General features: G+C 34.7%; 10 protein-coding genes. 1 reads left to right on the top strand and 9 read right to left on the bottom strand.

What is annotated here, in order from left to right:
• The 4 genes from B0A58_RS09675 to B0A58_RS09660 all read right to left on the bottom strand — a co-directional run.
• On the bottom strand, positions 1–856 hold an 856-nt coding region (locus B0A58_RS09675; protein WP_243389478.1), incomplete at its 3' end, for a glycoside hydrolase family 88/105 protein.
• Between the two features lie 28 nt (positions 857–884).
• Positions 885–2,687, bottom strand: a complete 1,803-nt coding sequence (locus B0A58_RS09670; protein ID WP_089080892.1) for a RagB/SusD family nutrient uptake outer membrane protein — start codon at positions 2,685–2,687, stop codon at positions 885–887.
• Between the two features lie 19 nt (positions 2,688–2,706).
• On the bottom strand, positions 2,707–5,910 hold the full coding sequence (locus B0A58_RS09665) for a SusC/RagA family TonB-linked outer membrane protein (RefSeq protein WP_089080891.1): 3,204 nt from the start codon (positions 5,908–5,910) through the stop codon (positions 2,707–2,709).
• Positions 5,911–5,941: 31 nt separating this feature from the next.
• The gene (locus tag B0A58_RS09660; RefSeq protein ID WP_089080890.1) at positions 5,942–7,369 is read right to left on the bottom strand and encodes a glycoside hydrolase family 28 protein; all 1,428 of its coding nucleotides are present in this window, start codon (positions 7,367–7,369) and stop codon (positions 5,942–5,944) included.
• Positions 7,370–7,618: 249 nt separating this feature from the next.
• Here B0A58_RS09660 and B0A58_RS09650 point away from each other — a divergent pair, with 249 nt between their 5' ends.
• Positions 7,619–8,647, top strand: a complete 1,029-nt coding sequence (locus B0A58_RS09650) for a LacI family DNA-binding transcriptional regulator (protein ID WP_089080888.1) — start codon at positions 7,619–7,621, stop codon at positions 8,645–8,647.
• A 230-nt stretch (positions 8,648–8,877) separates the two neighbouring features.
• Here B0A58_RS09650 and B0A58_RS09645 read toward each other — a convergent pair whose 3' ends face one another.
• From B0A58_RS09645 to uxaC, 5 genes are all read right to left on the bottom strand, one after another.
• Positions 8,878–10,494: a UxaA family hydrolase gene (locus tag B0A58_RS09645; protein ID WP_089080887.1), complete on the bottom strand. Its 1,617-nt coding sequence runs from the start codon at positions 10,492–10,494 to the stop codon at positions 8,878–8,880.
• 39 nt (positions 10,495–10,533) lie between these two features.
• On the bottom strand, positions 10,534–11,970 hold the full coding sequence (locus B0A58_RS09640) for a tagaturonate reductase (protein WP_089080886.1): 1,437 nt from the start codon (positions 11,968–11,970) through the stop codon (positions 10,534–10,536).
• Between the two features lie 84 nt (positions 11,971–12,054).
• Complete coding sequence (locus B0A58_RS09635; RefSeq protein ID WP_089080885.1) at positions 12,055–12,735, bottom strand: bifunctional 4-hydroxy-2-oxoglutarate aldolase/2-dehydro-3-deoxy-phosphogluconate aldolase; 681 nt, start codon at positions 12,733–12,735, stop codon at positions 12,055–12,057.
• A gap of 8 nt (positions 12,736–12,743) precedes the next feature.
• Complete coding sequence (locus B0A58_RS09630) at positions 12,744–13,766, bottom strand: sugar kinase (protein ID WP_089080884.1); 1,023 nt, start codon at positions 13,764–13,766, stop codon at positions 12,744–12,746.
• A 46-nt stretch (positions 13,767–13,812) separates the two neighbouring features.
• Positions 13,813–15,213, bottom strand: coding sequence for a glucuronate isomerase (uxaC, locus tag B0A58_RS09625; protein ID WP_089080883.1), 1,401 nt, complete (start codon positions 15,211–15,213; stop codon positions 13,813–13,815).
• Between the last annotated feature and the right edge of the window lie 6 nt (positions 15,214–15,219).

Raw genomic sequence — 15,219 nt, 5'->3', positions numbered from 1 at the left:
CGGCAAGTTGGGTTAAATAATTTACTAATTCTTTGTGCCTTGGATGGTCTTTTGGAAAAAAATCCAAAACATCAACTAAAGCCATCATGTACCACCCCATGGATCTAGACCAGAAATTTGGCGAACACCCAGTTGTTTTATTTGCCCACAGCATTTGCTTGCTTTCGTCCCATCCATGATACAATAAACCCGTAGTGGCATCAGTTGCATTTGCTTGTATTATTTTGAATTGATTGGCAACATCATCTAAATTCTTTCCATTTTCAAATTGAGTTGTATAATGCGTATAAAAAGGTGTGCCCATATACAAGCCATCCAGCCACATTTGATTTGGATATATTTTTTTATGCCAAAAACCACCACTTTGTGTTCGTGGTTGATTTTTTAATTGATTTCTCAATTGTTGCATTACCTTTAAATACCTTTCATCTGTTGTTGTTTCATACAAATCAAAAAGGATGTTTCCTGCTGCAATCATATCGATATTAAAATTGTCATATTGATACGATTTTACAATTCCTAGACTATCAATGGTTGCATCTGCATAATTTTTTACATAGTCAAAATATTTTTTATCATTTGTTTTTTGATATAATTTTTGAAAAGAATTCAAAACCAAACCGTGCACATAATCCCATTTGGGCGTAATTTTATCATCAATTTGATAGGCTTCAGGATGTCGTTTCATGATCGACAAAGCCATTTTTTCAGACCATTTTATTGTATTCGGAATTTGATATATTTGAGCAACTACATTCGTAAAAACAAACAAAAGAAAAAATAGGCAATAACTGTTTTTTTTATACATAATTATGATATGAAAATGAGAGGTTAATTTTACAAATATACCTCTCATTTTTTATTAATAAAAACAAATCAAACTACTAATAACCATAATCATTGGTTAGTTGTCCATTACTAGATTGAATGAACACCAACCAAATTGGCCAAAATTGTCTATTATCTGGATTTACTCCAGCTTTGTATAATGAATTTATTTTTGTATCCACCAAGCTATTCCATGCAAAAGAAGTGTAGCCAGCCCCAGGATTTGTAAGCTCCCCATGATTTAAACCATAAATGGTTAAGGTAACATTGTCCGCATTATATTTAAAATATAAAGTTGAAGCTACATCAGCATATTCACCTGTATGTTGTTGAAGTCTAGACATTTTACTTTTTGCATCGTCTAATTTTGTTTTTAATAAATTCCAACGAATCAATGCTTGTTTACGTTCCATTTCGCCAGTAAACTCAAATTTATGTTCGTCAACAATAGCATTAAACATAGCACTTTTGGTAGTCAAAGCATTAACATAACCATCTACTTTTACAGCATGTTGTGCAGGTGCAAAAGCTCTTCTACGAATTTGTTTCAAATAATCTGCAGCTGCAGCTGGCCCTTGTAATTCGTTTGCAGCTTCGGCAGCCATTAATAAAACCTCAGCATATCGCATATAAATTTTATTTACACCATCGTCATTGGTAGAAGTTACTCTACGGTTCATCCATTCGTATCGGTATTTACCAAAATACCATTTATTCAAAGCGCCTAATTGTTGTTTGGCAGTTGGGTAGCCGTTTGTTAATACAGTATTACTTGCTGTTCCATATCTATAAGGCACACAAGTTACATCTCTTCTAGTATCTGCAACATCATAATCATAAAACACGTGAGGAAGAGGGCCTGCAACTCCGCCTTTATTGGTTCCATTGGCTTGAAATTGATCTATGGAGGCATGTGCAACAGCAAATGTGAATAACATTCTGCCTCTTCCTTCTGCAAATGGAATTTCCCACAAAGATTCACCACCAGCTGCAATATTTTCTTGATTGTATTTTTTCCAAAAAGTTTCAAAAGAAGATTCTAAATGAGCTGAACCACTTTGAATGATAGCAGTACACTCGTTTAAAGCCAATGAATACATAGCAGCCACAGATAATTCGGTATCGTTACTTCTTCTAATGCCATCAGGATATTGTTGAAAACCACTTGCTACCATTGCTAATCGAGCACGCAAGCCTTTTACAAAAGCCTTGTTAATTCGTTCAACGCTAGAAGTAGCGGCACTTTGACCAGGCCAAGGAACTAAAGTAGCAGCTTCGCCTAAATCTGCAATAAGTTGTTTGTATATTACATCTCTGCTGGTTTTTGGCAAATAAATTGTTTCAGTATCAATTGGTTCAAAACGAGCAGGCACATCGCCCCAAGTTTTTAATAAATCTGCATAATAAATAGCTCTCAAAGTTAAAGCTTCGCCCAATAAATATCCCATTTCATTACTAGTTGTTGGGTTTCCATATTTACGAATGCCACGAATACAAATATTGGCACGTTCAATTCCGGCATACATTTGAGCCCAAACGTTGTTTGACGTATTCATTTGACTGTTATTCGATTTGGTATCATACGTACACAAATCGGCCTTATCATCTGCAGTTGATTCAGAAGTATTATACCATTCCGAGTCGGTATTGAGTCCATACCAAGGCAAAAAACGTCCTCTGTATGAGTTGGTTTCTCCTAATGGAATTTTGATGCCATCCACAGCACCTTTTGCTAAATCTGGATTAGAAAAAATAACTGATTCATCTAAAGTAGATTCAGACGGAGCGTCTAAATATTCATTACAGGAAGTAAATAATCCTGATATCAATAGGGTTGTTATTAATAATATCTTTTTCATAATTAAATTATTTTATTTATTAAAAATTTAGATTTAATCCAAATACAAACTGTCTGCTTCTTGGGTAAGGAGATGAATCTACACCTGGTGTTAAAGGCGTGTCTCGTCTTGTTGATACTTCTGGATCTAAACCAGAATATTTGGTTAATACAAATATATTGTTGCCGGTTAAATAGAATCGGAATTTTGAAACTCCCAATTTATCGATTAATGATTTTGGTAATGAATAACCCAAGGTTAAAGTATTTAATCTTAAGAAAGAACCATCTTCTACAGCCCAGTCAGAAAAAACAAAACGGTTCATATTGGGTGACCATAATGTGGTATTGGCATTAAGAGCCGCTAACGCTGTTGGGTCTGTTACCAATTGTCCTGCCGCATTAATATTGGTCCATCGAACGCCACCTGCAGCTTGCGTGCTTAAATTTCTATATTGACCGTTTACATTTGAAGTTGTGTACTCAATTTTATCTGCATTATAAATATCATTTCCATAGCTATAATTAAAAGCGGCAGACAAATCAAATGATTTCAAATTGGCATTAATTACAAATCCACCGGTGTGTTTTGGATTGGCATTTCCAATAACGGTTTGATCCTGAATATTCACTACACCATCACCATTAATATCTTTCAATTTCATACTTCCAGGAACTACAGTACCTACAACTGAAGAAGCATTTGCAACTTCCGGTTTCAAAGTATATACACCACCTGAATAATTGAAATCGGACACTTCATAACGGCCATCATTTTGGTACCCATACATCAACCCAATTGGTTCTCCAACATTTACAACGAAATCATTTCCTATAGCCGTTGACGCCCAGTTTGTAGCTTGTCCAAAATTAGCTAATTCGCCTAATGAATTGATTCTGTTTTTATTAAAACTTACATTAAATCCAAAACTCAATCCGTAATCTTTTTTGTCTAATGCAATAAGGTTTAATGAAGCTTCAATACCTGAGTTTTGAATTTCTCCCACGTTTCTAAATTGGTAATCATATCCTGTTCCTGGAACTGGGAATCGAACTAATAAATCTTGAGTTAAATTTTTATAAACTTCTACAGTACCACTCAATTTTCCACCAAATAAGTCATAATCAAGACCAACATTTTGAGTTATGGTTGTTTCCCATTTTAAATTGGGATTTGCTAAAACTTTTGCCGCCGACCAATAATTTGTTACGCCATTAATCCATGCCGATGACGTAGATTGAAAGGTTTGCAAGGTTTGCCCTGTTGGAATATTATTATTTCCTGCCTCACCATAACTTACTCTTAATTTAAGAGCTTTTACCCATGAAACGTTTTTCAAGAAATCCTCTTCCGAAATTTTCCATGCGGCCGCTGCAGAAGGGAAGAAACCCCATTTGTAGTTTCCTAAAAATTTACTAGATCCATCAGCACGATAGGTTGCTGTGAATAAATATTTATTATTAATATCATAATTTACTCTACCAAAAAATGACACTAATTTATCGTCTGGATTTACAAAATTATTAACCGACTGCGGTTTTCCTTGTGAGGTTAGATTCATTGCGTCTTCAAAATCAAATAATTTTGGTAAAGCATGAATTGTTTCTGTTTTTGTTGTCGATTTATAATTAATGTTTTCTTGACCAACAAGTAATTTTAATTTGTGTTTGCTACCTAATAAATCTTTGAAATCATAATTTAATGTGTTTGCAAATCTAAATTTATTATCCACTCTGTCGCTTGTTACAAGAGCAGACAACCCTTGATTTTCTGCTAAAGGAATATTGTCCACATAATAGGTTGAACGGCCATAAAATCTATTATCAGAATAAAAATAATTATCAAATCCAAAGTCAGATTTAAAATCTAAATTTTTGGCTAAGCTCCATGAAATTGCTCCAAGTAAATTGTAGTTTTTTCTGGTTTGCAAACGATCATTATCGGCAACAGCCACAAATGGATTCACTAAATAAGAAGAAATTGCTTCATCCGTATTGTCAGTTGTTACACCAGGCAGTGAAATTGGGGCATACCCAACAACATGTCTTAATCTTGAATCGGAAGACGATACTTCATTTTTTTCATTTGCTCCACCACCTCTAATTTCTGTATCAGAATAACGCAAAGTAAACGACAAATCTATTTTATCACTTGCTTTATTTTTTAAATTTAATGAGATATTATTTCTCGTAAAATCAGAACCAAGCATGATCGCTTTTTCATTATATCTTGTATAATTGAAATTATAATTGACTTTTTCGTTACCACCTCTAATTCCTAAATCATTGCTTTGAGAAGTTCCCGTTCTGCCATAAATTTCTTTTTGCCAGTTGGTTGTTGCTGCGTTTGTAAATTTATTTGGTTGCCAAGCCCCAAACGCACTCACATAAGAAGGCAAAATATTATTTAGTAATGCATATTCGTATTGCCAATTGGAATAATCTTGAGCATCTAAAACATCAATTGTTTTAGCCATTTTTTTATTTCCATAAAATGAATTAAAACTTACAGACACTTTACCGTTTTTGCTTCCTTTTTTGGTAGTGATAATGATTACCCCGTTGGCTCCTCTTGAACCATAAATTGCAGTAGAAGAAGCGTCTTTTAAAACGGTCAGGTTATCAATATCTGAAGGAGAAACATCATTAATACTATTTACAGGAAAACCATCCACAATATACAATGGTGCCGCATCTTGAGTTAAGGAACCACCACCTCTTATTCTTATACTAATTTCTGAATCTGGCGACCCTTCTGCAGAGGTTACTCTTACACCTGCAATACGTCCTGTTAAAGTTTCTGCAACGCTTGGCATAGTGATTTTTTTCAAATCATCGCCAGAAACTACTGATACAGACCCTGTTAAATCTGATTTTTTTCGGGTTCCATACCCAATAACAACCTCATCGAGTTTGGCTGCGGTACTTTTCAAAACAATACTTAACGTTTTTTTGTTATCTACGACTTGAGACAATTCTTGAAATCCTATATAGGAAAATACCAGTACACTTTTTGAACTTGATACTTGTATTTTAAATTTACCATCCAAATCTGTGCTTACAGCATTTTTTGTTCCTTTTTCGACTACGTTAACGCCAATTAATGTCAATCCAGTATCGTCAAATACGGTGCCGCTAACATCTATTTTTTGAGAGAATGCACTTTGCCCATAAAGCAAGAACATCAAAACCAAAAACGAAAAAAAACTTTCAGTTCTTTTTTTAAATAAAATTCTAATACTCATAATTTTCTTTTTTTTGTTATTTAATAGGTGATTATTGTTTTTTTGGACTTTCCATCAAGGATCCATTGATATAGGTGTTTATAAATTTTAAATTTTCAACATTTTCTATAGCATAATCTGTTTCCACTTTTTCTATTTTAACATTATTAAAACGGATGTTGTTTATCGGATATCCTTGATGTCCTTTGGCTAAGATTCCATATAAACCGCCGTTTTTTATGGTACTATTTTCTATAAATATATTTCTAACAATGGGCATAAAAGTACCCGTTTGATTGCCATGAACACCATAGTGCAAATCGATACCCAAAACCGATTCTTTGACTTCACCAACGGTTATGTTTCTTACATAAATATTTTCGATGAGACCACCGCGTCGGGTATTGGATTTTATTCTAATGGCCCTATCCAGTTCTGGACTGTCCATGATGCAATTTTCTACAAAAACATTGCTAACTCCGGCTGAAATTTCGCTTCCAATGGTTACACCACCATGACCATCAAACATTTTACAATTTTGAATTAAAATGTTTTCACTTTTTATGGCAACCCTTCTGCCGTCTGAATCCCTACCTGCTTTGATGGCGATGCAATCATCTCCCGTATCAAAAGTACAATTGCGAATAATGACATTTTTTGAATATTCCGGATCGCACCCATCGTTGTTGGGACCATGACTTTCAACATGAATTCCATCAATAATAACATGATTTGATTTTATGGGATGAATGATCCAGAAAGGGGCATTTACAATTTTAACGTCTTTGAGGTGTACATTTTTACATTCAAAAAACTCAATGAAATTGGGTCTCAAATAATTTCCATCGCCAAAAACACGATCCTTAACAGCCATTCCTTTTTCGGCAGACTCCATTAATTGTTTCACGTTTTGTATTGGATCCCCTTTTTTCCAGCCATAAATACTTTTGCCACACCAAGGCCACCAGTTATCCTTACTGGCTTTACCATTTAAAATTCCTTTTCCTGTAATTGCCACATTTGTTTTATTGTATGCGTAAATCAATGGCGAATAATTCATGAGTTCTGTTCCTTCAAAAGAGGTATGAACTAAAGGATAATCTTTTGGATTGGTACTAAACACTATTTCTGCTCCTTCGTTTAGATGAAGATTTACATTGTTGTCTAAATGAATTGGTCCAGTAAAATAGGTTCCTTTTGGAATTAAAACCATGCCGCCACCTTTTTCTGAACATGTTTTGATTGTTTTGTTGAAAACATCCGAATTATCAAAAACCCCGTCTGAAACAGCGCCATAATCCATTACGTTGAAGGTTTTATTAGGAAAAACAGGAGGTTGAACGTCTTTAAAAATAGTGTTGAGTTGGTCCCAATTGGAGTTTGATTTTTTTTCACTTGACAATTTTGAAGCACACGAAATCAAGAGCAACATGATAAGTATCGAAAAAGAAACTTTAAAGGATGTATTTGAAAACTTCATAATTAAAAAATTAGTACTATTATTGTCCTATTGCAGGGCATTATTTCATTTAATGCAATCGATTGCGCAAACATAAAAATTATATTTTGTTTTACCAAATAAAAAATGATATTTATAAAGAAAATAGTTTTTTTTTATTCGTATTTCAAAAAAGTAAACAAATTGTTGCATGGATGAAAAATAAATTAAAGATTCAAAATCTACATTTATTATTTTTGCTACATTTACCAGAAAAAAAGGACTTAGACAATGAGTGAAAAGAAAACAATTTATGATATAGCGCAAGTACTTAATATTTCTGCAGCCACTGTATCTAGAGCGTTAAATAATAATCCGAGAATAAGTAAAGTTACTTGCGACCTTGTTAAAGAAACTGCCGCAAAACTTAATTATAAACACAATAAATTGGCCGCAGCATTAAGAAGCGGTAAAAGCAACAATATTGGCGTTATTGTTCCAAGAATTGACAGTAATTTTTTTGCCTCTGTCATTCGGGGAATTGAAGAAGAATTATACCCTCATAAATATAATGTCATCATTTGTCAAACTCATGAAAATAGCAAACGAGAAATTGAAAACATCAATACCTTATTAAACGCACAAGTTGATGGGGTATTTATATCCATCTCCAATGTGAGTCCAGAAAATGAGCAAGTGATTAAACGGGTATTAAAAAGCAACGTCCCTTTGGTTTTTTTTGATAGAAAAATGAATGTAGATGGCGTGAGTTCGGTAACAATTGATGATTTTGAGGGAGGTTATATAGCTACAAAACATTTAATTGATGAAGGTTGTACTAAAATAGCACATCTTTCTGGCGATCAATCTCTTGAGATTTTTCAGAATCGTTTTAAGGGATACCAACAAGCATTGCTTGATCATGGAATTATTTTTGAGGAAGACTATGTAATAAGAACTAAAAGTAGTGTTGATGCAGGAATTAATGCAACCAAAACATTGTTAGCACTAGATAATCCGCCTGATTCTATTTTTTCTTCGAGTGATTTTGCAGGATTAGGTGCCATTCAAGAATTAAAAGAGCAAGGCATTTCTATACCAAAAGACTTTTGTGTTGTGGGTTTTGGGAACGAACCTTTTACAAAATTTATGGAGTTATCTATCTCATCTATAGACCAATCGCCCATGATGATGGGTAAAATGGCAGCCAAAGTTTTTTTGGAACAAATTAATAATAAAGAAAATATAAAAATAGAAAAGAAAGTTGTTCTTGTGCCTGAGCTACTCACGCGAAAATCTTCCAAAAGGCTTAATATATAAAAAGGTATAGCTTTGAAACTACACCTTTTCTTTTATTGACAAATGTCTTTTGAAACCGTATGTTGCGTTAGGGATAGTAGTGGAAATCCTTTTTTGGTTATTGGTTATTGGTTGGTAGTTGGTGGTGTTTTACATTGTATTTCTTATGAAAATAAAAACCAAAAAAGATTGCAACGGATAGCCCGACCCTTGGGGAACGCCCAAATATTCTAATTCTGAATTTTCATTTTTTATAAAGAAACCCCTCGTTTCCATGGGATAAAATCATTTTGATTTAAAATTGCTGCTTTCGTTTTTATGTTTCCGCTGGCAACTTGAATGACAAATTCTAATAATTCATCTGCCATTTCATCAATTGATTTTTCGCCTTTGATGATGCCTCCCGTGTCAATGTCAATAATATCCGGCATCTTAGCGGCTAACTCGGAATTGGAAGATACTTTAATTACTGGTGCTACTGGATTTCCGGTTGGTGTACCTAGACCTGTTGTGAACAAAACGACATTTGCACCCGAGCCTACCATTGCCGTGGTACATTCTACATCATTTCCGGGAGTACATAATAAATTTAAACCTGGTTTTGAAATGTATTCGCCATAATCTGAAACGCCAACAATTGGAGAAGTCCCACCTTTTTTTGCTGCTCCTGCCGATTTCATTGCATCGGTAATTAATCCATCTTTAATATTTCCTGGCGATGGATTCATGTCAAATCCTGAACCCGCATCAACTACAGATTTTTCATACCATTGCATCAATTCTAAGAATCGTTTTCCGTCTTTTTCATCTTGACAACGATTCACTAATTCTTGTTCTACGCCACATAATTCTGGGAACTCAGAAAGGATGGTTGAACCTCCTAAAGCCGCAATTAAATCGGACATTTGACCTAAAGTTGGATTGGCAGAAATTCCCGAAAAACCATCCGAACCTCCACATTCTAAACCAATATTCAGTTTCGATAAAGGCGCTGGTTTTCTTTCTTGTTGATTGGCTTTTTTAATCGCTTCAAAAGAATCTTTTACTACACTACTCAACATGGCTTCGATGGTTCCAATAGATTGTTGGTCGTAAATCAGAACAGGTTTTGTTGCGTTTGGATTAATTTCGTTTAAGGCATCTTTGAAAATTTGGATTTGCAAATTTTGGCAGCCCAAACTCAAAACGGTAGCCCCTGCAACATTAGGATTGTTTACATAGCCCGCCAATAATTTTGCCAAACTATGTGAATCTTGCCTTATTCCACCGCAACCACCTTGATGAGTAATGAATTTAACTTGTATATTCTGAAACAGATCTGGCTCTTTTGATTTGGTTTGATTGGCATCACCTCCATTTTCAGCATTGACTAATGAACGAAGTAACAGTTGATAATCGTTTTCTTTAGGTTTCATCAATTCTTTTTCGAAAATATCTTTTAAGATTTCGATGTTTCTGTTTTCGCAAAAAACCAATGGAAAAAACAACCACACATTTTCAGTGCCTACTTGCCCGTCTTCTCTATGATATCCAAGAAAAGTTCTATGTTTCCATTTATCAATATTAGGGGCAGTCCAACCGATGGTTTCGGTTTTACCAGTTACTTTATCACTTTCGTGTTTTACATTTATAGTCGAAAGCAAATCCCCTTTGGCAATAAGCTGACTCGCTTTTCCAACTAAAACGCCATACATGATAATTCGGTCGCCAATATTCAAATCGACTAAGGCAATTTTATGTTTGGCTTTTACATCAGAAAGAATACTTAGATTTTCTCCTTCAAACAAAATATTTTCTCCCGAAACAAGAGGCACTAATGCTACCGCTACATTATCGGTTGGGTTGACTTTGATTAATTTTTTTTGCATGCTATTCTCTTTTTATTGATTATTGAACCAACTTAATTATTATTTACTAAAATTTTCAAAACCTTGCTGAATTCCATTGGCTTCAATTTCATTTAAAGCTTGCACTAAAGCTTGTGAAAGTCCTTCAACCTTGTTTAAATCTTCATCCCAGAAATCGGTATTTGCTAAAACTGCTGCAACAACTGATTCTTTATTTACTAATTCCCAAGCTTTTTTTAATGCTTCAACTAATTCCGGAGTATCTTTTACCGGTAAAGCTTCATTATTCCAAGTTCCTTTATAAAATTGGATCAAACAAGCTAATGAAAAAGTCAAACTGGTAGGTAATTTTTTAGTAATAGAATAATACCCTAACAAACTTGGTAAAACTCTTACTTTGAATTTTGAAATTGAATTTAAAGCAATATCCGCTAATGCATGTTTGATAAATGGATTTCTAAATCGATCCATAACCTCTTCCGCATAAGCCGTAATTTCATTTTTATCCATCGGTAGCGTTTCGCTAATTTCAGCGATTACCTTATCGACAAACGGTCCTGTAAAATCTCCATTAACGGTTTCCATAACTAATTCATTTCCAAATAAAAGAGAAACAGGCACCATTGCTGTATGAGCGCCATTCAAAATACGAACTTTAATCATTTTGAAAGGACGAATATCGTCAACAATCTTCACGTTTAAATCGGTTTTATCGAATGGCAATTTTGCTTTCAAATCTGCTCCTCCTTCAATAGCCCATAGGAAAAAGGGTTCAGCAGCTACAATTAAGCTGTCTTGATACGCTAATTTGCTGTTGTACTCTTCAATTTCAGCTCTTGGGTATCCCGGAACGATTCTGTCAACCAAAGTACTGTGATAGGTACAATCTTCTGAAACCCATTTAACAAATGCAGCGTCTAAATTCCATAAATCACAGTATTGTAAGATGCATTTTTTTAATGTCTCAGCGTTGTAATCTATCAATTCACAAGGAATAATAGTTACTGCTTTTGAAGTAGCTCCATTGAAATGTTTGAATCTTTCGAGCAATAAAACGGTTAATTTAGCAGGAAACGCTGCTGGTGGCTGCATATCTGGAGTATCTGAATCCAAAAATTCAATTCCAGCTTCGGTTGTGTTTGAAACAATAAACTGAAGCTCCTCTTCTTTAGCTAATGCCAAATAATCTGCAAAATCACTATAGGGGTTAATCGCTTTTACGATATTGGAAATCAACTGGATGTCTTGAATTTTTTCTCCTTTTTTGATGCCGTTCATAAACAGCGTATATAAACCATCCTGATCGTTAATTAGATTTACCATACCCTCCTTCAATGGCTGAACAACTGCGATACCCGCATTGAAATCCACTTCATTGTTTAATCTTTGAAAAGCGTAATCCACAAAGGCTCTCAAAAAATTACCTTCTCCAAATTGAACCACTTTAATGGGCAATCGATTGTCTAAACCTGTACTTTTTCTGTTTAATTTTTCCATTTTTATATCTTTAATTCAACATTTTATGTATTAATCAATTTTTATTTTAAAATATTTAAAAAGTCAAAAGTTGTTTATTAAAATTCATTTTTTTACTTCTAAATTTGATTTAACGGATTGAACTAAATGCAATACTTTTTTTGTTTCTGATTCAATAGTGGCATAGTCTTGATCATCCATTAATTTTTTGCTGATTAAATTGCTGCCCATCCCCACTGCTGAAACTCCGGCTTTGAACCAAGATTCGATATTTTCGTGTGTAGTATCTACTCCTCCTGTTGGCATAAACACCAATTTTGGAAAAATAGCCTTAATACTACTCAAATAATCAGGACCTAACTTATTACCAGGGAATAATTTTATAAAAGTTACTCCCGCATTTTCAGCCGCAATAATTTCTGTTGGCGTCATACAACCTGGGCTGTATAAAGCGCCTTTTCCAATCAAAAATGAAGCAACTTCAGTAACAAATCCCGGACTGATAAAAAAATCAGCGCCAACATTATAATAAGCAGTGGCTTGTTGCACGTTTTTAATGGTTCCTATTCCTAATAATAAATCGGGCATTTCTGCATTTCGAACTTCAATCATTTTGGTGAAATTTCGCAAAGCTGCCTCACCTCTACTCGTGTATTCTACCGCTTTGATTCCACCTCTATAAATGGCTCTTAACACTTCAATTGTAACATTCTCATCTTCATTGTAATACAATGGAAGCATGCCTTGTTGAATGATAGCGTCTGTTATTTTTTGTATTGTACTCATATTCTATTTTATCTTGAAACTAGCGCCGATCCGTCGCCATCTATCATGTTTTCAACTTCCTTAAGGGTAACCAAATTATAATCCCCAGCGATACTGTGTTTTAATGAGCAAGCTGCTACAGAAAAATCAACTATACGTTGTTTGTTGTCAGGCAGTGAAATCAATCCGTATATCAAGGCGCCCATAAAAGCGTCTCCACTTCCAACACGATCCACCACTGGAGTAGCCTCTCTAACCACGGAATTATAAATTGCTTTTTTATCATACAAGATTCCGCCTATTCTTTGGTGTGAAGCACTTACCGAATAGCGTAAGGTTGTTGCCACTGTTTTTAAATTGGGACACCAATCAAATAACCTATCGTAAACAACAGGCAATGAATTCGTATCCTGATAATCTGGATTTACCTTGGCTTGACCTAACATAAAAAAAGCCGTGTCAATATCTCCTAATATCACATTGGTATAGTGTAATAATTCAGGCATTACCTCAGCAGGAGTTTTTCCATACTGCCATAATTTTGATCTGTAATTCAAATCGCAAGAAATGGTCAAACCCAACTCATGAGCTACTTTTACAGCTTCCAAACAGGCTTTAGCAGCTGAATCTGAAATAGCCGGTGTAATGCCGCTCCAATGAAACCAAGTCACTCCTTTGAAAATTTTCTTCCAATCAATCATTCCTTTTTCGAGCGATGCCATGGCGCTATGAGCACGGTCATACACCACATTACTGGCTCTACTTCCAGCACCAGTTTCCAAGTAATAGATTCCTAAACGGTCGCCCCCAAAAAGTACATTTTGAGAAGCCACATTCATTTTTCGCATTTCTTTTACTGCGCACATGCCAATTTCATTGTTGGGAACGCGAGTTACAAACTCGGCATCAATTCCATAATTTGCTAATGAAACCGCTACATTAAATTCACCACCACCATAAGTAGCGGTAAACCCCTTTGCTTGTTCAAAACGCAAATGACTCTCTGTGGAAAGGCGCAACATGATTTCGCCAAAAGTGACTACTTTGTTCATAATCTATAGTTTAAAAAGAGTTTTCAAAATTTAAGTAATGTACCAATTAAAATTTGAAGTATTCTTTTGCATTATTGTAACTGATATCAGCTACCATTTTACCAATCCATTCCATATCATTTGGCAATTCCCCTCTTTGGATTTCGTCTCCTAAAAGATTACACAAAATACGTCTGAAATATTCATGTCTTGGGAAGGATAAAAAGCTTCGGGAATCGGTTAACATTCCGATGAAACAGCTAATTAAACCCATGTTTGATAAGGCATTCAATTGTTTGGTCATTCCGTCTTTTTGATCTAAAAACCACCATCCAGAACCAAATTGCACTTTCCCTTTCACGCTACCGTCATTGAAATTTCCAATCATCGTTGCCATCACTTCGTTATCGGCTGGATTCAAATTGTAAATGATAGTTTTAGCCAATTTATCTTTGCTATCTAAGGCGTTTAAAAATCCTGATAGTTTTTGTGCTTGTGGATAATCTCCAATAGAATCCCAACCTGTGTCAGGACCTAATATGCGGTGCATACGTGCATTGTTATTTCGTAAAGCTCCCAAATGCAATTGTTGTACCCAACCCAACTCATGATAGGTTTCAAATAAGAAAAATAAAATCGCACTTTGGAATTTCAATGCTTCTTCAGTAGTTAGTGCAGCGTTTTCCCTTTTCTTTTTGAAAATCGCGTTGACTTCACTTTCGGTATAATTCTCAAAATAGACTTGATCCAAACCATGATCACATAATTTGCATCCGTTTTTGTCGAAATAGTCAATTCTGTTTCGAAGTGCGGTACACAAATCCGCATACGAATTGATAGAAACACCAGCTACTTCTCCTAAAGTATTGATGTAGTCATTATAACCCTCCGCAGTAATTAAAATCGCTTTGTCTGGTCTAAATGCCGTACTTACTTTTACTTCAAAAGTACTTTTACTTAATTGTTGGTGGTACTCCAAATTGTCAATCGGATCTTCGGTAGTACACACCAATTCAGCATTCACTTTGCGAAGTAAATTTTGTGTGCTGTATTGTGGCGAATTGATTTTGGCAGAAGCGGCTTCGTATATTTTCTCTGCTGATTTTTCATTCAACAAATCGTAGATATCAAAATAACGAGCCAATTCTAAATGCGTCCAATGATACAAAGGATTACGCATGGTGTAAGGAACTGTTTTAGCCCAATTCAAAAATTTATCTTTATCAGAACCATTACCAGTAATAAATTGTTCGTTCACCCCTAAAGTACGCATCGCACGCCATTTATAATGATCGCCATTGATCCAAACTTTTGTTACATTGTCAAAAATTTTATCCTCAGCAATAAACTGCGGCGACAAATGATTATGGTAATCAATGATAGGCTGATTTTTAGAATAATTATGGTATAATTCTTCTGCGTATTTATTCTCTAATAAAAAATTGTCGTGAATGAATGTTGTGCTCATGCTATT

It is taken from the genome of Flavobacterium branchiophilum NBRC 15030 = ATCC 35035, from assembly GCF_002217205.1.
Classification (GTDB): Bacteria; Bacteroidota; Bacteroidia; order Flavobacteriales; family Flavobacteriaceae; genus Flavobacterium; species Flavobacterium branchiophilum.
This window is presented reverse-complemented; position numbering and strand designations above follow the sequence as displayed.